The sequence below is a fragment of the Diaminobutyricimonas sp. LJ205 genome, assembly GCF_009755725.1.
Taxonomy (GTDB): domain Bacteria; phylum Actinomycetota; class Actinomycetes; order Actinomycetales; family Microbacteriaceae; genus Ruicaihuangia.
The window spans coordinates 267468-285595 of record NZ_CP046619.1; the positions used below are offsets into that span (position 1 = coordinate 267468).

The window sequence follows — 18128 nt, forward strand, 5'->3', positions numbered from 1 at the left end:
TGCCCGCGATCAGCGGTTCTCAGGGATACTCGGCACAGGATGCAGTCCGAAAGGAGCACGATGCGCAGAATCCTCGGCGTCAATACCTGGGTGTGGACCTCGCCGGTGACGGATGCCTCATTGCCGGCGATCGCGGCGAAGGCTGCCGACCTCGGCTTCGGTGCCATCGAACTGCCCATCGAGCAACCCGGCGACTGGGACCCGCACCGGGCCCGCGACGTGCTCGCCGAGCACCGCCTGCGCGCCTACGTGGTCGGCGCAATGGCTCCAGGTCGCAACCTCGTCGCCGCCCCGGCCTCCGAGATCGTGCGCACCCAGAACTACCTGGCGCGCTGCATCACCGCGGCCGCGGTACTCGGCTCACCGATCGTCGCCGGACCATTCACCGCCGCCACCGGGCGCACCTGGAGGATGACCGACACCGACCGCGCCGAGGCCTACGACAGCCTGCGCGCCTCGCTCACCCCGGTGGTCGCACGCGCCGAACGCGAGGGAGTGCGCCTGGCGATCGAGCCACTGAACCGCTACGAGACCAGCCTGATCAACACCGTCGACCAAGCGCTCGACGCGCTTGAGCCGCTACTCGGGCCGGCGCTCGGCATCGCCCTCGACAGCTACCACCTCAATATCGAGGAGAAGGATGTCGCCGCCGCAGTCCGCACCGCCGGCCGGCACATCGCCCACGTACAGGTCTGCGGCACCGACCGCGGCGCAGTCGGCGACGATCACGCCGACTGGCCGGGCTTCCTCGACGCTCTCGATGACGCGGGCTACACCGGGCCGCTGAATTTGGAGAGCTTCACCAGCGACAACGACACCATTGCCACCGCCGCGTCGATCTGGCGGCCGCTCGCCGCAAGCCAGGACGCGCTCGCCGCGCGCACGTTCGACTACCTCACCCGTTTGCAGAACGACCGAGAGGATCACCGATGACTCACCCCGTCACACTGTTCACCGGTCAATGGGCCGACCTTCCGTTTGAGGAGGTGGCGAGGCTCGCCGCCTCCTGGGGGTACGACGGACTCGAGATCGCGGCATCCGGTGACCATCTCGACCTGGAACGCGCCGACCAGGATGACGCGTACCTGCGTTCGCGGCTGGAAATCCTCGACCGCTACGACCTCAAGGTGTACGCGATCTCCAACCACCTGACCGGTCAGGCGGTCTGCGACGACCCGATCGATTTTCGGCATCAGGCGATCCTGCGCCCGTCGACTTGGGGCGACGGCGACGCCGAGGGTGTGCGTCAGCGGGCCGCCGAGGATATGAAGCGCGCCGCGCGGGTGGCCCGCAAGCTCGGCGTCGACGTCGTGGTCGGCTTCACCGGATCGAAGATCTGGCCGTACGTGGCACAGTTCCCGCCGGTGCCCGCCTCGGTGATCGACGCCGGCTACGAGGACTTCGCCACCCGCTGGAACCCGATCCTCGATGTCTTCGACGCCGAGGGCGTGCGGTTCGCGCACGAGGTGCACCCATCGGAGATCGCTTACGACTACTGGTCATCAGTGCGCTCGCTCGAAGCGATCGGGCACCGCGAGGCGTTCGGCTTCAACTGGGACCCGTCGCACATGATGTGGCAGGACATCGACCCGGTCGGCTTCATCTGGGACTTCAAGGACCGCATCTACCACGTCGATTGCAAGGACACCCGGATGCGTCCGAAGAACGGCCGCGCCGGCGTGCTCGGCTCGCACCTGCCGTGGGGCGACCCGCGACGCGGCTGGGACTTCGTCTCCACCGGGCACGGGGACGTGCCCTGGGAAGACGCGTTCCGGGCACTCGACGCGATCGGCTACACCGGTCCGATCTCGATCGAGTGGGAGGACGCCGGCATGGACCGGCTGCACGGCGCGGCCGAGGCGGTCACTTACATCCGCTCGCTGCTCTGGAAGCGGCCGGATGCCTCGTTCGACGCCGCCTTCAGCAACCAGTAGCCGACCAGCGGAAGGACATCAGCGGAGGGACAGTTCCCGTGCCAGCGCTTCGAGCGTCGGCAGCGGGTCGTCCCGCTGCGGCAGCACCTGGATCGCGACGTGGTCGGCGCCTGCCTCGATGTGTTCCCGAAGTCGTGCGGCGACATAGCTCGCCTCGCCGTGCGCGATGAGCGCATCGATCACCTCGTCGCTGCCGCCGTCGTCCAGAGACTGCTCGGTGAAGCCGCTGCGCACCAGGTTCGTCCGGTAATTGGTCAGCTCGAGGTAGGGGCCGGCGACTTTGCGTCCGACGTAGCGGGCCGCCGAGGCATCCGTCGTCAGCATGACCTTCTGCTCGGGGGCGAGGATCGTGTTCGGGCCGATCAACTCCCGGGCCGATCGGGTGTGCGCGGGGGTGGTCAGGTACGGATGCGCAGCGGCCGTGCGCGCGGCGGAGAGCTTCAGCACCCGCGGTCCAAGCGCCGCGAGCGCCCGGCGTTGCTCCGGTACCCCGAGAACATCGAGCCGATCGAGGTACTCCACGAGCGAGGTGTACGGCGCGCGGTAATGGTCGGCGGTCTCCGGATGGCCGACGCCGATGCCGAGCAGGAACCGGCCGGGATGCCTCGCCTCAATGCGGTGGAACGACGCAGCCACCTCGTCGACGGGCGCCCGCCAGATGTTCACGATGCCGGTCGCAATGGTCAGGGTAGAGGTGGCGTCGAGCAGCTCTTCCGCGTGATGCAAGTCGGCACCGGGGGAGCCGCCGAGCCACAGGGTGCCGTAGCCGAGGCCCTCGATCCCGGTCGCCTGCTCGGCAGTGGTCCTGCTTCCGGGGCGCCAGACGCCGAAGCGGCCGAGGCTCGGGGAGTGCCATTGGTCGAGCCTGCCGACACCGGTCTCGGCAAGCGGAATGCCTCAACCAACGGGGTCGCCCGCCTCGCGCACTCGGTCGACCAGTTCTCGCCAGGGCCCGGTGAGCTGCTGCTCGGGAATGGTCGCCTCGCGCCGGGCGCAGCGCACCCGGTACACGTAGCGGTCGGGCTGGGGCGGTGCCGGGTGGACCTCGTCCCAGGGCAGGTGCGCGACAAGGTCACGCCACTCGTCTTCATCGCCGGAAATCTCGATGCTCCAGCTGCGGGTGAGCCCGGCGAATCCGCCGCTGCGGGTGACCGTGATCCTCATCGAGTCACCCCGACCGAGAGCCACGCGTCGGCGACCGCGGCCAGCTCGGCCGAGCCCCCGCCGAAACGCGCCGCCGCGGCATCCGTTGTCGCCTGCGCGAACCGGGCGAAGTCCGCGTCCGCCGGCAGGTCGCCGGTGAGGGCGTCGTACCAGATCCGCCCGGCCTGATCCCAGGCGTAACCACCCAAGGTGGTTGCCACCAGGTAGAAGGCGCGGTTCGGGATGCCTGAATTCAGGTGCACACCGCCATTGTCGTCCTTGGTATTGATGTAGTCATCCATGTGAGCCGGTTGCGGATCGCGGCCGAGCACGTCGTCGTCGTACGCGGTGCCGGGCTCGGCCATCGAGCGGAGTGCCCTGCCCTCGACCTGGCTGGTGAAGATGCCCTCACCGATCAGCCAGGACGCGGCATCCGCGTCCTGCTCGAGGGCATGCTGCTCGACGAGGGCGCCAAAGACGTCAGCGATCGACTCGTTCAGTGCGCCGGATTGGCCGGAGTAGGTGAGGTTCGCGGTGTGCTGGATGACGCCATGCGCGAGCTCATGCCCGATCACGCTCAGTGCACTCGTGAATCGGCTGAACACCTGTCCGTCGCCGTCGCCGAAGACCATGCGTTCGCCGTTCCAGAAAGCGTTGTCGTACGCGTCGCCGTAGTGCACGGTGGCGTCCATGCCCATGTTCGCGTCGTCGATGGAGGCACGCGAGAAGACCTGCCCGAACAACTCGTGGGTGAGGCCGAGCCCCTCATAGGCCTCGTTCACCGTCACGTCTTCGCCCGCCGGATCGCCCTCGGAGCGGGCCACCCGGCCGGGCAGGGTCTCGGTGTTCTCGGCGTCGCTTACGGTGCGGTTCGGGGGCAGCACGCGGTGCTCGACGATCGAAGGCCCACCGCCGGGGCCGGCCTCGGTGCGCTGCGATCGGAACGGCTCGTCGTGCACGAGCGCTCGCCGGGCCGCTTCCGCCGCAGGTTGGAGTGCGGGGTCATTGACGCGGGCGATCCGAAGCAGCAGGTACGGCGGGACGATGGCGCAGCGCATGCCCCGATCCTGCCATTGACCGTTTCCGCTGGTCGAACAGAACTGTCGATCCAGCCGACATCCGGTTTTCACATAGAAAACTCATAGCCAATTCCGGCACAGTGCAGGGATGAGCACGGACCTGCCGAAACTGACCCGCATGGATGGCACCCCCATCCGCGCCCTCGTCGTCGACGATGAGACCACCCTTGTCGACCTGTTGCAGATGGCTCTTCGGTACGAGGGCTGGGACGTCAAGGCGGCATCCGACGGTCAGGACGCCCTGAAGATCGCGCGCGAGTTCCGGCCGGATGTCTGTGTGCTCGACATCATGATGCCGGGGATCGACGGGCTCGAGGTGCTGCGCCGGATGCGCGCCGATGGCAACGACGTGCCCGTGCTGTTCCTCACCGCGAAGGATGCCGTCGAAGACCGGGTGGCCGGCCTCACCGCTGGCGGGGACGACTACGTCACCAAACCATTCAGCCTGGAAGAGCTCGTCGCCCGGCTGCGTGGCCTGCTCCGGCGCAGCACGACCGTGCTCGGCGACACCGTCGACCCGGAGGTGCGCGTCGGCGACCTCGTGCTCAACGAGGACAGCTATGAGGTGTACCGCGGTGAGACCCCGATCGAGCTGACGGCGACCGAGTTCGAACTGCTGCGGTACCTGATGCGCAACCCGCGCCGGGTGCTGAGCAAGAGCCAGATCCTCGACCGGGTCTGGAGCTACGAGTTCAACGGCCGCGCCTCGATCGTCGAGATCTACGTCTCGTATCTGCGCAGGAAGATCGACTCCCTCGGCGCCCCGATGATTCACACCGTGCGCGGGGTCGGCTACATGATCAAGCCGGCGACATGAGTCGCGCGCCGTGGTCGCTGCGTCAGCGGCTGGTCGTCGGGATCGTCGCCCTGCTCGCGGTGATCAGCGTCATCGTCGGCGCCATCAGCGTGCTCTCGCTGCGCGGCTTCCTGCTCAGCCAGCTCGATGACCAGGTGGCACTCGCCACGGCGCGCAGCCAGGCCGCCCTGGGATTCCGGCCGGAAGGGTCGCCGCCGCCCGGCATCGGTGAGGCGCAGGCCAGCCGCACGCTCGGCCTGCTCGTCGTCGGCGACGCGATCATTCGCCCGCAGTACCTGGACGACGAGGCGCAACTGCGCACCCTCACCGAATCGCAGCAGAATGCGCTGCTGGCGCTCGAGGTGAGTGAGCGCCCGATGAGCGTGGACCTCGGGTCGCTCGGCACCTACCGGGTCGTGCATGTGGACTTGACTGACGAGATCTCCTTGCTCGTCGGCCTGCCGCAGTACACGGTTGACGAGGCCGTCACCCAGCTGCTGCTCACCATCGCCGGGGTCACCGCCGCCGGCCTCGTGGCGGCCGCGGTGGCGGGCACGTTCGTGGTGCGTGTCGCGCTGCGCCCGCTTGGCCGCATTGTCGGCACCGCGCGGCGGGTCGCGGAACTGCCGCTCGACAAAGGCGAGGTCGCGATCGCCGAGCGGGTGCCGGATGGCGACACCGACCCGCGCACCGAGGTCGGCCAGGTCGGGGCGGCGTTCAACCACATGCTGGATCACGTGCAGTCGGCGCTCACCGCCCGCCAGGCCAGTGAGAGCAAGGTTCGCCAGTTCGTCGCCGACGCCAGCCATGAGCTGCGCACCCCGCTCGCCTCGATCCGCGGTTACTCGGAGCTGACCCGGCGCAGTCCGCACGATCTGCCGGCGGACACTCGGCACGCGCTCAGCCGGATCGAATCGGAATCGGTGCGGATGTCGGCGCTCGTCGATGAGTTGCTGTTGCTCGCCCGCCTCGATTCGGGAGTGGAATTGCGCCGTGACGACGTCGACCTGAGCACGCTGCTCATCGACGCGGTCGCCGACGCCCACGCTGCCGGATCCGACCACGAGTGGGAGCTGGACCTTCCGGAAACCCCGATCACGGTCACCGGTGACCACGGCCGGCTGCACCAGGCGGTCGTCAACCTGCTGACCAACGCCCGGGTGCACACCCCGGCGGGAACGCTGGTCTCGGTGGCGGCCGCGACCGCGGACGGGCACGCCGTCATCTCGGTGGCTGACAACGGCCCGGGAATCGACCCCGAACTGCTGCCGACCCTGTTCGAACGTTTCGTGCGCGGCGACTCCTCGCGTTCGCGCGCGGCAGGCTCGACCGGACTGGGTCTCGCCATCGTCCGGGCGGTCATCGAACGCCACGGGGGGACCGTGGGTGTCACCAGCTCGCCATCCGGAACCCGCTTCGAACTGCACCTGCCCCTGGCAGCGTCACCGGCCTCCGCTGGCGCGACCGAACCGGGGCAATCTCGGTGATTCGCGAGCGGTTACCGCGCGGTTGCGCCGGTTCGCGGCCGAACGGAGCTTGCGTGTCCCGATTTGCGTGAGCCCGCGACATCCTCTACCCTGATCGGAGCCAAAGACCGCCGGTTATCGGCGTGCGCTCGCAAGAGGGCCCGCTGATCGAAGGTTCACCACTGGTGAAGACCCGCGCAGGTGTATGAAGTGAATCCCCGTTCTGGGGTGCCAGCTCCGTGCGCATGCGCCGGAGCTTTTTTCATGGGTGCACCTGGGGCTGCCGGCTCTAATCATCAAGGAGCGCCATGGCGAACAAGGAAGCCTCGGTTGCCGAGCTCACGGAGAAATTCCAGAGCTCGACCGCCGTTCTGCTGACCGAGTACCGCGGTCTCACTGTTGCTCAGCTGAAGCAGCTGCGTAAGAGCATCAGTGCGGACGCCACCTACGCCGTGGTGAAGAACACGCTGACCAAGATCGCGGCGAACAACGCCGGGATTACCGCCTTCGACGACGAGCTTGCTGGCCCGTCGGCGATCGCGTTCGTACACGGTGACCCTGTCGCCGTCGCGAAGAGCATGCGTGACTTTGCCAAGGCAAACCCCCTGCTGGTCGTCAAGGGTGGTTACTTCGACGGTAACCCGCTGACCGCTGCAGAGGTTTCGAAGCTCGCCGATCTCGAAAGCCGGGAGGTGCTGCTGGCCAAGCTGGCCGGTGCCTTCAAGGCCTCGCTGTTCGGTGCCGCATATCTCTTCAACGCACCGCTGTCGAAGGCCGTTCGCACGGTCGACGCGCTGCGCGAGAAGCAGGACTCCGCAAGCTAATTCAGCGTCGCGGTAATAGACAACAACACCAAGGAGAAAAACATGGCAAAGCTCACTTCTGACGAACTGATTGCAGCGTTCAAGGAACTGACCCTTATCGAGCTCAGCGAGTTCGTCAAGGCGTTCGAGGAGACCTTCGAGGTCACCGCCGCTGCCCCCGTCGCCGTTGCCGCCGCTGGTGGCCCGGCCGCTCCCGCCGAAGAGGTTGAAGAGAAGGACTCGTTCGACGTCGTTCTCGAGGCCGCCGGCGACAAGAAGATCCAGGTCATCAAGGAGGTGCGCGCCCTCACCAGCCTCGGCCTCGGTGAGGCGAAGGCTCTCGTTGACGGCGCCCCCTCGACCGTTCTCGAGGGTGCAAACAAGGAGGCAGCCGAGAAGGCAAAGGCTCAGCTCGAAGAGGCTGGCGCCACCATCACCCTCAAGTAATTCACGCCCCGGTAGGGGCATCCTGAATCACTTGGCGTGACACGCCTGCAACGCGGTAGCTCCAACGAGTTCCGTGTTCGAGGGCGTCGCCCCCTGAACGGGGCGACGCCCTTTCGGCTTTTAACAGGCCGGGGTGACATGAGACCAAAGGACCATTAGGGGCGGAGCCACGAGCTTCCGCCCTGACGTCATTCCGGAGCGGTAACGATTCGGATGATTCGTCGGCATCGCTTGTTTGGCCCTCGTTTGGGGCATAACGTGAGCGTGGAAACGCTTCCGCCCGCGCGGGGGCGTTCTCATTCAACTCAACGAGGAGGAAATGAGATGAGATCCACCTTGCGCCGACGTGTCATAGTGCCGATCGCAGCAGCAGGCGCCATCGGCCTCGTCCTGGCCGGCTGTACCGGCGACCAGGCTGCAGAGGGTCCCGCTGACTGCGGGGACTACGAGGACTACGGCACGTTTGACGGCGAAGAAGTCAGCATCTACGGCACCATCGTGGAGGTTGAACAAGAACGCCTCGAAGAGTCGTGGGCAGACTTCGCATCCTGCACCGGCATCGACATCGTCTACCAGGGCACTCAGGAATTTGAGGCGCAGGTGCGCGTGCTGGTCGAGGGTGACAACGCCCCCGACCTTGGCATCTTCCCGCAGCCTGGCCTGTTCGCGACCTTTGCAGAGAACCTCGTAGCCCCGCCAGCAGATGTCGAGGCGAACGTCGACCAGTACTGGTCTGAAGACTGGAAAGGCTTCGGTACCGTGGACGGCACGTTCCTCGGCGCTCCGCTGATGGCGAGCGTCAAGGGACTCATCTGGTACTCCCCAAGCGTGTGGGAAGAGAACGGGTGGGAGATTCCCGAGACCCTCGACGAGCTCACTGCACTGTCGGCCGACATTGCCTCCGAGGGTACGATGAAGCCTTGGTGCGCGGGATTCAGTTCGGGTGAGGCAACCGGCTGGCCGGGCACGGACTGGGTCGAGGACATGGTCCTGCGGCTGCACGGTCCGGACGTCTACGACCAGTGGGTCTCCCACGAGATCCCGTTCAACGACCCGCGGATCGTTGAGGCGTTCGACGCCGTCGGCGACATCCTGAAGAACCCCGACTACGTCAACGGTGGCTACGGAGATGTCCGTTCCATCGTCGACATCACCTTCAACGAAGGCGGATGGCCGGTGCTCGATGGCGAATGCGCCATGCACCACCAGGCTTCCTTCTACGAAGGCCTTTGGCCGGAGGGAACCGAGGTAGCAGAGGACGGCGACGTCTGGGCGTTCATCACGCCGGGTGTTGAGGCCGGAGCATCCGACGTCACCGGCGGTGGCGAGATCGTCGGTGCGTTCACCGATTCTGATGCTGTGAAGGCGGTACAGACGTTCATGTCCACTCCTGAGTGGGCCAACATCCGAGTGGAGATCGGCGGCACTGTGAGCGCTAACAACGGCGTTGACCCGGAGAACGCGTCCAGTCCGCTATTGACCGCCGTCATCGAGACGCTGCAAGACCCGGAGACAACCTTCCGGTTTGACGCGTCCGACCTGATGCCCGGAGCGGTCGGTTCCGACTCGTTCTGGAAGGGCATTGTCGCCTGGATCGGTGGTCAGGACACGCAGAGCACGGTGGACACCATCGAGGCCAGCTGGCCGGCAACTCCCTAGTATCAGTGCACCTTGTGGGGTCGTCCGGGATATCCCGGACGACCCCACGGCAAACCTCCGAACGGACGGTATGAGTCAATGACGACTGCAGACCTCATCGCCAAGATCGTCCAAGTCGCGCTGGCATTGGTGATCTTCGCCGCGGTTATCGGGCTGATCCTTTTCCTCATCGACAGGGCGCCAAAGCGGGGACGCGACTACTGGGTGCTTGGCTTGTTCCTCGCCCCCGCGATGCTGCTACTCACCATCGGACTGATCTACCCGGCAGTGCGCACCACGCTGCTCTCCTTCGCGAATAACGCAGGCACGTACATCGGCCTGGACAACTTCGTGTGGGCGTTCACTCAACCGGCCGGATTGATCTCGCTGCGGAACACCATCATCTGGGTCATCCTGGTTCCCCTTGTTTCGACCATCGTCGGACTGGGTTACGCCATCTTCATCGACAAGTCGCGCGGTGAGAAGTATTACAAGGCCTTGGTGTTCATGCCGATGGCGATCTCGTTCGTGGGCGCGAGCATCATCTGGCGGTTCGTCTACGAGTACCGCGGTCCCGGACAGGAGCAGATCGGGCTATTGAACGCGGTCGTCACCTGGCTGGGTGGCGAGCCGGTGCGGTGGATCCAGGAATCGCCGTGGAACACCGTGTTTTTGATCATCGTGATGATCTGGATTCAAACCGGATTCGCGATGGTCGTGCTCTCAGCCTCGATCAAGGGCGTGCCGACGGAGCAGCTGGAGGCCGCAGAACTGGATGGCACCAACGCCTGGCAACGCTTCCGGAACGTCACACTTCCCGGCATCCGCGGCGCCCTGGTCGTGGTCGTGACAACCATTTCCATTGCCACCCTGAAAGTCTTCGACATCGTCCGCACCATGACCGCCGGAAACTTCGAAACCAGCGTCGTCGCGAATGAGATGTACACGCAGGCGTTCCGCGCCGGTGAGGCCGGGCGCGGTGCCGCGCTCGCGGTGATCCTGTTCATCATGGTGCTGCCGATCGTCGTCTACAACGTGCGCATCCTGCGCCAGCAGAGGGAGATCCGATGACCACCTCGACCCCGGCCGTCCCGGTCACGCCCGCCGAGAAAGTCACGGCAGTCCCCGAAGCCCGCACCCGTCGCGTCAAGCGCAGGCTCACTTCCCGCACCGCCACGGTGGTGGCTCTGATCATCGCGGTGCTCTGGACCATTCCCACCTTCGGGTTGTTCGTGTCTTCCTTCCGCAGTGAAGAGAACATCAAGACCAATGGCTGGTGGACGATCTTCGAGAACCCCGGGTTCACCCTCGACAACTACCAGGAGGTACTGTTCGCGTCGTCTGGCTCAGCGCCGCAACTGGGACAGTACTTCGTCAACTCGCTCGCGATCACGATTCCGGCGACCATCTTCCCGCTGGTGCTCGCCACGATGGCCGCCTACGCGTTCGCGTGGATGAAGTTCCGGGGCAACGGCGTACTGTTCGTGCTGATCTTCGCGCTGCAGATCGTTCCGCTGCAGATGGCGCTGATTCCGCTGCTGCAGATGTTCTCGGCGTTCCTGCTGCCCGCCCAGCGAGCGCTGCACGACGCCGTGGAGATCATCCCCGACACCACGTATGCGCCGCTGTGGATCGCCCACACGATCTTCGCCCTGCCGCTCGCGATCTTCCTGCTGCACAACTTCATCTCGGAGATCCCAGGCGAACTGATCGAGGCCGCGAGGGTGGACGGCGCGACCCACGGCCAGATCTTCTTCCGGATCGTCATCCCGCTCGCGATGCCGGCGATCGCGTCGGTCGCGATCTTCCAGTTCCTCTGGGTGTGGAACGACCTGCTGGTCGCGCTGATCTTCTCGGGCGGAACGGCGGATGTCGCGCCGCTCATGCAGCGGTTGGCGGAGCTCACCGGCAGCCGGGGCCAGGAATGGCAGCGTCTCACCGCGGCGGCGTTCGTGTCGCTGGTGATCCCGCTGATCGTGTTCTTCAGCCTGCAGCGCTACTTCGTCCGCGGTCTGCTGGCAGGGTCGACGAAGGGATAACCCCCGCTGGTCGAGCGACCCCCGCTGGTCGAGCGAGCCGAGACCGAGGGGTCTCGGCAGGCTCGACCCACGGGGCGGCGGTAGCGTTGCAGAGTGACCCAGGTCGGCCAGCACGGCAAGCAACGTACCCGCATCGGAACTGCTGATGCCGCGGCGCAGCGCGCGATCAACGCTGAAGCACCGCGCATCCCGAACCTGTTCCGACGTATCTCCGAACTGTTCATTCCGCACCGAGCCGCGCTCGCGGTCACCGTTGTGCTCGTACTGGTCGGTGCGGCGCTGTCGGTGATCCCGCCGCTGCTCATCCAGCGGGCGTTCGACGAGGGGCTGTTCCCGCCTGACGGCGGTCCGAACATCCCTCAGCTGACCTGGCTGGTCGCCCTGATGATCGGCCTGTACGTGCTGTCGTCGCTGCTGGGGGTGTGGCAGACCTGGCTCACAGCGAGCGTCGGCAACAAGGTGATGGGGTCACTGCGGGTGCGGTTGTTCAGTCACCTGCAGTCGATGGAGCTGGGCTTCTTCACGAACACCAAGACCGGCATCATCCAGTCCCGGCTGCAGAACGACGTGGGCGGCGTCGCCAGCGTGCTCAGCAACACGGTCTCCAGCGTGCTCGGCAACACCGTCACTGTGCTCGCCGCGTTCGTCGCGATGCTGCTGCTGAACTGGCAACTCACCCTGATCGCCGTCGTGATCATGCCGATCCTCGCGGTGGCGCAACGCCGGGTGGGGCAGGTGCGTGCCCGGATCGCCGCCAAGACGCAGGAATCCCTGTCGGACATGACCGCGATCACCCAGGAGACGCTGAGCGTCTCGGGCATCCTGCTGAGCAAGAGCTTCAACCGGCAAGAGACCGAGACGTCTCGCTACGCCGACGAGAACCAGAACCAGATCCGGCTCCAGGTGCAGCAGCAGATGAGCGGACAGTGGTTCTTCGCGATGGTGAACATCTTCTTCTCGGCGGTACCCGCGATCGTCTACCTGGTCGCCGGCTACCTGATCGTCGGCGGGGTGACCGGCATCACCGCGGGCACCATCGTCGCCTTCACCACGGTGCAGGCGCGGCTGATGTTCCCGTTGATGGGCCTCATGCGGGTGGCCCTCGACCTGCAGACTTCGTCCGCCTTGTTCGCCCGGATCTTCGAGTACCTCGACCTTAAGCCGTCGATCTCGGACCGGCCGGATGCGCGGGCGGTGGCATCCGCGAATCTCGGCCGGGTCGCGTTCGACGACGTGACCTTCCGCTACGCGCCGGATGCCGAGCCGACCCTGTCCGAGGTGTCGTTCACCATCGAGCCCGGCCAGTTCGCGGCGTTCGTCGGCCCGAGCGGCGCCGGCAAGACGACGATCAGCTACCTCATCCCGCGCTTCCACGAAGTGTCGGACGGCCGGGTGCTCTTCGCGGGCGACGACGTCCGCGAGCTTGCCCACCAGTCGCTCATCGACCACATCGGCATCGTCAGCCAGGAGACCTACCTGTTCCACGCGTCGATCGCCGAGAACCTGCGCTACGCGAAGCCGGATGCCACCGACGCGGAACTTGAGGCGGCGGCACGGGCCGCGAACATCCACGACACGATTGTCGGCTTCCCCGAGGGATACGAAACCCTCGTCGGTGAGCGCGGGTACCGGCTGAGCGGCGGCGAGAAGCAGCGCGTCGCGATCGCCCGCGTGCTGCTCAAGGACCCCGAGGTGCTCATCCTCGACGAGGCAACCAGTGCGCTGGACACTGTGTCCGAGCGGGTGGTGCAGCGGGCGCTGGATGCCGCGGCCCGCGGCCGTACCACGATCGCCATCGCGCACCGGTTGTCGACCGTGGTGGCCGCCGATGTCATCTTCGTGGTCGAGGCCGGCCGCATCGTCGAGCGCGGCACGCACCCCGAGCTGCTCGCGGCGAACGGCACATACGCGCGGCTGTATGCCACCCAGGGTGTCGCCCCGCTGCTGGCGAACGACTGACGCTGCCGCGCGGCGGGCAGGTTACTGGCGGGCGGCCAGCATCTGCGTCATGACGTCGATCTCGCTCTGCTGCGACTTCACCATGCTCGACGCGAGTGAGGTGACGGCCCTGATCTCGGAACGGTCGAGGATCGCCTCCGCCATCTCGACACCGGCCACATGGTGGTCGATCATCAGCTCGAGGTACAGCTTCTCGGCGTCGACCCCGGAGGCTGAGCGCAACTGGTCGAGTTCGGCTTCGGTGGCCATGCCGGGCATCGGCCCGCCGGGTTCATGGGCACTGGCCTCATCGCCCCCGTGGCCGTGGGCGGCTCCGTCAAGCGTCGGCCGGGTCATCCACGTCATCGACGGTTCGGATGCCGCCTGCGGAAGTCCCCAGACATTCAGCCAGCCCGCCATCTGCCCGGCCTGCTGCTGCTGGGTCGTCGCGATGTCGTAGGCGAGGAGTCGGATGTCTTCATCCTCGGTGTTCTCCCGCACGATGATCGACATCTGCACCGCCTGCAGATGGTGCGTCTGCATGTCACGGGCGAAGCCGGCTTCGGCGCTCGTGGTGCTGGGCACCGGCGTGACCGGAGCGCTGAAGCGACCGATCGCGAAAGCCGCGGCGATCGCCAGGGCTACGCCGAGAATTGCGAGTACGAGGGTGCGAGTCTTAGGCAACCTTGCCAGGCCCATCGACAGCGCCATCACAACGCGCACCCGGCTCGGGCACATCGCTTGACTGCCAGTACTTCTCGACGAAGTCGGCGAGGCGCGGGTCGTCGACACCGTCCAGCTTCACCTGGGCTCCCCAACCTGACGCCACCACCGGGGCGTCAAGACCGACGTACGGCGACAGGATGATGTAGCTGTCCGGCAGCTGGTCGCGGAGGGTCTGCACATCCGCGTCGGAGAGCTGTGCGTCGTCGTAGGTGATCCACAGGGCGCCGTGTTCAAGAGCGTGCACGGCGCGCTCATTCTCCTGCGGCTCGGTGTACACGCCGCAGTTCAGCCAGGCGCCCCAGTGCGGGCCGCCAGCGGGCGGGTTCATGCCGAACTGGCCCGCGTAGTCGACCGGTGTCGGGTCGACGTGGCCGGCGGTCAGGTCAGGCCAGGTCTGCACGCCCTCGACCACGATGTCGTCCGGGTCACGCTCCGGCGTCGCGCTGGTCACAACGAAGGTGATCACCAGGGCGACGATCGCAAGACCGGCCACGCTGGCGAGCGAGATCCCCAAAATGCGGTTCCGCTTCTCCTTGGCCTGCTGCTTCTTCAGCGCGGCCACCTTCTCGGCGCGACGGGCTTCACGCTGCTGCTTGACCGTCAGATCCTTGGCGACCTGGGGCGGAACGGGCGCAGACTTCTCGGAATCGCGAGGAGACACAGATAAATTCCTGTCAGTTGGCGTTCAGGGGATGGGGCGATTATCGCAGACAAGCTTGAGGGTTCACGCAACTGAGGCGCCCCCGTAATGGCGGGGCCGCCGCTGGTAGCCTCGCCGATATGAAGTACGCAAACAGCGTCATCGACCTGGTCGGCAACACCCCACTGGTCAAGCTCAACAGTGTCACCAAGGGGTACGCCCCCACCATCCTCGTCAAGGTCGAGTACCTGAACCCTGGTGGTTCGTCGAAGGACCGCATCGCGACGCGCATCATCGACGCGGCCGAGCGCGACGGGCTGTTGAAGCCCGGCGGCACCATCGTGGAGCCGACCAGTGGCAACACCGGAGTGGGGCTCGCCCTGGTGGCGCAGCAGCGCGGCTACCGCTGCGTCTTCGTGCTGCCCGACAAGGTCGGCGAAGACAAGCGCAACGTGCTGACCGCGTACGGCGCCGAGATCGTGGTCACGCCGACCGCGGTGGCGCCCGACAGCCCCGAGTCGTACTACAGCGTGTCCGACCGCCTGGTGAAGGAGATCCCGGGCGCGTTCAAGCCGAACCAGTACGCCAACCAGAACGGCCCGCTCAGCCACTACGAGACCACCGGTCCCGAGATCTGGCGCGACACCGACGGCAAGATCACCCACTTCGTCGCGGGTGTCGGCACCGGCGGCACCATCAGCGGCACGGGCAAGTACCTCAAGGAGGTCTCCGGGGGCTCGGTCACCGTGATCGGCTCCGACCCCGAGGGGTCCGTCTACTCGGGCGGCACCGGCCGCCCCTACCTCGTCGAGGGCGTCGGTGAGGACTTCTGGCCCACCGCCTATGACCCGACCGTTGTGGACGAGATCATCGCGGTGTCGGATGCCGAGTCCTTCGAGATGACCCGGCGACTCGCCCGCGAGGAAGGCCTGCTCGTCGGCGGCTCCAGCGGCATGGCCGTGGTCTCGGCGCTGAAGGCCGCCGAGAAGCTCGACGCAGACGACATCATCGTGGTGCTCCTGCCGGACGGCGGCCGCGGCTACCTCGGCAAGGTCTTCAACGACAAGTGGATGCGTTCGCACGGCTTCCTCGAGGGCGGCGACAAGCGCACGGTCGCCGACGTGCTGAAGTCGAAGAGCGGCGATCTGCCCGAGCTGGTGCACGTCGGCCGCAAGGACACCGTGCACGACGCCATCCGGATCATGACCGACCACGGCGTCTCGCAGCTGCTCGTGCTCGGCGCCGAGCCGCCCGTCGTGATGGGCGAGGTGGTCGGCGCGATCGACGAGCGCCGCCTGCTCGACGCCGTGCTGGGCGGCGACGCATCGATGACGGATGCCGCGGCCGACTTCGTCGGCGCCCCGCTGCCGCTGATCGGCGTCGGTGAATCGGTCGACCAGGCCAAGGAAGCGCTCGCCAGCGCCGATGCCCTGCTGGTGAGCGCGGACGGCAAGCCCGTCGGCGTGCTCACCCGCCACGACCTGCTGGCTTTCCTGTCTGCCGAGTGACGCAGGCGTGAGCTGAGAACGAGAAGGATCTGACATGACTGAGAACATCGACCACGACTTCGCCACCCTCGCCATCCACGCCGGTCAGGAGTTCGACCCCACCACCGGAGCGGTGGTGCCGCCGATCTACCTGTCGTCAACGTTCGTGCAGGACGGCATCGGCGGCTTCCGCGGCGGCTACGAGTACGCCCGCGGCGGCAACCCCACGCGTGACTCGTTGCAGACCCTGCTTGCTGCCCTCGAGGGCGGCGAGCACGCGTTCAGCTTCGCCTCGGGCCTTGCCGCCGAGGATGCTTTGCTGCGCAGCATCCTGAGGCCCGGTGACCACGTGCTGATGGGTAACGACGTCTACGGCGGAACGCACCGCCTGGTCAACCGGGTGCACGTGCCATGGGGCGTCGAGCTGTCGACCGTCGAGATGAGCAACGCCGACGCCGTGCGCGCGGCGATCCGTCCGGGCAAGACCCGCGTGCTCTGGCTTGAGACGCCAAGCAACCCGCTGATGAAGATCACGGATATCGCCGCCCTCGCCTCGGTCGGGCACGAAGCCGGCGCGATCGTCGTCGTCGACAACACCTTCGCCTCGCCGTACCTGCAGCAGCCGTTGAAGCTCGGCGCCGACGTCGTCGTGCACTCGACCACGAAGTACCTGGGCGGACACTCCGACGTGCTCGGCGGCGCGGTGATCCTGAACGACTCCGAGCTGGCCGAGAAGGTCGGCTTCCTGCAGTTCGGCGCCGGCGCGGTCTCCTCGCCCATGGAAGCCTGGCTGACCGTGCGCGGCATCAAAACCCTTCCCGTGCGCATGGACCGGCACTCCACGAACGCGCAGGCGATCGCCGAGGCGCTGGTCGGGCACCCGGCGGTCGAGACCATCTACTACCCGGGACTCGAGTCGCACCCCGGCCACGACGTCGCCGCCAAGCAGATGCGCTCCTTCGGCGGCATGCTCTCGGTTGCCGTGCGCGGTGGGATGGCGGAGGCGAAGAAGTTCGCCGAAGGCACCTCGGTGTTCCAGCTGGCGGAGTCGCTCGGCGGTGTCGAGTCGCTGATCAGCTACCCGTCGGAAATGACGCACGCCTCGGTGAAGGGCACCGAGTTGGCCGTTCCCGAGAACGTGGTGCGCCTGTCGGCCGGCATCGAGGGCGTGGACGACCTGATCGCCGACGCCACCGGCGCGCTCGACCGCCTGAAGTAGCCGGCGCGGCGCCGCGAGGGAGCGTCACCGCCCCGCTCGCGGCGCTCACCACCGGAGTTCCGGTCAGCGCCGGGCGCCGGTGAGTTGCGGGCGGATCGCGAGCGCCAGGCCGAGCAGGGCCTGGGTCACCGCGAGGTAGGTGATGTAGACGTACCAGGACTGGCCCTGGGTGTCTTCCGTCAGCACCATCACCGGCAGCGCGACAAGCGGCCAGCTGTGCGCGGCCAGCGGCAGGTAGCGGGCGGGTCCACGCCACCGCCCGCGGGCGACCACGCCGACGCCGAGCACGAACATGCCGGCCATGGCGATGAACCAGGAGAGGTTCGTGGCGAACAGGGTCACGTCACTCGGCGCCAGTGTCCGCGTCAGCCCGCTGGCCATGGCGATCATCACGATCACGGTTACCCCGGCACCGAAGCCACGCCAGCCGAGCGCCTCGCCGACGGCGTGGGTTCGCCACATCACGAACAGCAGGATCAGCGTGCTCAACTGGAAGGCGAGCGAGCCGATGTCGCTGGTAACAGACACCGTGGAGCCGGCCGGCCAGGGCAGGGCGATCAGCACGGCGAAGCTCCCCACGAGAACCGCGACGGCTGTGCCGGCGAGACGGACGATGGTCGGTGAGAGGGTGGCCGGCAGCGGTAGGGCTCGCGGCGTGAAGGCGTCGGTGCGGGCCGGTGCCGGAGTGGTGATGGTATTCATGTTCTTCCTTCGGGTTCGGATGCCGGCGTCCCTCGCCGGCGCCCTCCTCACGTTCCTCGGGCCGGGTCCCG

At 66.8% G+C, this 18128-nt stretch carries 18 protein-coding genes; 12 read left to right on the forward strand and 6 right to left on the reverse strand.

Annotation, left to right across the window (positions count from 1 at the left end):
- The first annotated feature begins 60 nt into the window (after nt 1–60).
- Entirely contained in the window at nt 61–933 is an 873-nt protein-coding gene (locus GO591_RS01385; RefSeq protein WP_157155167.1) for a sugar phosphate isomerase/epimerase family protein, read from the forward strand.
- On the forward strand, nt 930–1934 hold the full coding sequence (locus GO591_RS01390) for a sugar phosphate isomerase/epimerase family protein (protein ID WP_157155168.1): 1005 nt from the start codon (nt 930–932) through the stop codon (nt 1932–1934). The genes GO591_RS01385 and GO591_RS01390 overlap by 4 nt, the downstream gene beginning before the upstream one ends.
- An 18-nt stretch (nt 1935–1952) precedes the next feature.
- On the opposite strand, the gene GO591_RS01395 is transcribed toward GO591_RS01390, so the two are convergent.
- The 3 genes from GO591_RS01395 to GO591_RS01405 are packed head-to-tail and all read right to left on the reverse strand — an operon-like array spanning nt 1953 to nt 4135.
- Complete coding sequence (locus GO591_RS01395) at nt 1953–2828, reverse strand: LLM class F420-dependent oxidoreductase (RefSeq protein ID WP_157157720.1); 876 nt, start codon at nt 2826–2828, stop codon at nt 1953–1955.
- A gap of 3 nt (nt 2829–2831) precedes the next feature.
- Nucleotides 2832–3098, reverse strand: coding sequence for a protealysin inhibitor emfourin (locus GO591_RS01400; RefSeq protein ID WP_157155169.1), 267 nt, complete (start codon nt 3096–3098; stop codon nt 2832–2834).
- Nucleotides 3095–4135, reverse strand: coding sequence for a M4 family metallopeptidase (locus GO591_RS01405; RefSeq protein ID WP_157155170.1), 1041 nt, complete (start codon nt 4133–4135; stop codon nt 3095–3097). The genes GO591_RS01400 and GO591_RS01405 overlap by 4 nt, the downstream gene beginning before the upstream one ends.
- 109 nt (nt 4136–4244) lie before the next feature.
- Here GO591_RS01405 and GO591_RS01410 point away from each other — a divergent pair, with 109 nt between their 5' ends.
- From GO591_RS01410 to GO591_RS01445, 8 genes are all read left to right on the forward strand, one after another.
- Nucleotides 4245–4973: a response regulator transcription factor gene (locus GO591_RS01410; RefSeq protein ID WP_157155171.1), complete on the forward strand. Its 729-nt coding sequence runs from the start codon at nt 4245–4247 to the stop codon at nt 4971–4973.
- On the forward strand, nt 4970–6439 hold the full coding sequence (locus tag GO591_RS01415) for a sensor histidine kinase (RefSeq protein WP_157155172.1): 1470 nt from the start codon (nt 4970–4972) through the stop codon (nt 6437–6439). Before GO591_RS01410 ends, GO591_RS01415 begins: the two co-directional genes overlap by 4 nt.
- A gap of 287 nt (nt 6440–6726) precedes the next feature.
- Nucleotides 6727–7242, forward strand: a complete 516-nt coding sequence (gene rplJ, locus GO591_RS01420; protein ID WP_157155173.1) for a 50S ribosomal protein L10 — start codon at nt 6727–6729, stop codon at nt 7240–7242.
- Between the two features lie 42 nt (nt 7243–7284).
- Entirely contained in the window at nt 7285–7668 is a 384-nt protein-coding gene (rplL, locus tag GO591_RS01425; RefSeq protein ID WP_157155174.1) for a 50S ribosomal protein L7/L12, read from the forward strand.
- A 324-nt stretch (nt 7669–7992) separates the two neighbouring features.
- Nucleotides 7993–9327, forward strand: a complete 1335-nt coding sequence (locus GO591_RS01430; RefSeq protein ID WP_157155175.1) for an ABC transporter substrate-binding protein — start codon at nt 7993–7995, stop codon at nt 9325–9327.
- 78 nt (nt 9328–9405) lie between these two features.
- Nucleotides 9406–10377 carry a carbohydrate ABC transporter permease gene (locus tag GO591_RS01435; RefSeq protein WP_157155176.1) on the forward strand — a complete coding sequence of 324 codons (972 nt, stop codon included), beginning with the start codon at nt 9406–9408 and terminating at the stop codon, nt 10375–10377.
- Nucleotides 10374–11345, forward strand: coding sequence for a carbohydrate ABC transporter permease (locus tag GO591_RS01440; RefSeq protein WP_157155177.1), 972 nt, complete (start codon nt 10374–10376; stop codon nt 11343–11345). The genes GO591_RS01435 and GO591_RS01440 overlap by 4 nt, the downstream gene beginning before the upstream one ends.
- A 93-nt stretch (nt 11346–11438) precedes the next feature.
- A complete protein-coding gene (locus GO591_RS01445; protein ID WP_198295519.1) occupies nt 11439–13304 on the forward strand; it encodes an ABC transporter ATP-binding protein in 1866 nt (621 codons plus the stop codon).
- Nucleotides 13305–13325: 21 nt separating this feature from the next.
- On the opposite strand, the gene GO591_RS01450 is transcribed toward GO591_RS01445, so the two are convergent.
- Both GO591_RS01450 and GO591_RS01455 read right to left on the reverse strand, forming a co-directional pair.
- Complete coding sequence (locus GO591_RS01450) at nt 13326–13967, reverse strand: DUF305 domain-containing protein (RefSeq protein WP_232466232.1); 642 nt, start codon at nt 13965–13967, stop codon at nt 13326–13328.
- Complete coding sequence (locus tag GO591_RS01455) at nt 13960–14670, reverse strand: DUF3105 domain-containing protein (RefSeq protein WP_157155179.1); 711 nt, start codon at nt 14668–14670, stop codon at nt 13960–13962. The genes GO591_RS01450 and GO591_RS01455 overlap by 8 nt, the downstream gene beginning before the upstream one ends.
- Before the next feature lie 119 nt (nt 14671–14789).
- On the opposite strand from GO591_RS01455, the gene GO591_RS01460 reads away from it, so the two are divergent.
- Complete coding sequence (locus GO591_RS01460; protein WP_157155180.1) at nt 14790–16157, forward strand: cystathionine beta-synthase; 1368 nt, start codon at nt 14790–14792, stop codon at nt 16155–16157.
- A 34-nt stretch (nt 16158–16191) separates the two neighbouring features.
- Nucleotides 16192–17355, forward strand: coding sequence for a cystathionine gamma-synthase (locus tag GO591_RS01465; protein ID WP_198295520.1), 1164 nt, complete (start codon nt 16192–16194; stop codon nt 17353–17355).
- A gap of 63 nt (nt 17356–17418) precedes the next feature.
- Here the strand turns inward: GO591_RS01465 and GO591_RS01470 are convergent, their stop codons facing one another.
- A complete protein-coding gene (locus GO591_RS01470) occupies nt 17419–18057 on the reverse strand; it encodes a hypothetical protein (protein ID WP_157155181.1) in 639 nt (212 codons plus the stop codon).
- Nucleotides 18058–18128: the final 71 nt, after the last annotated feature.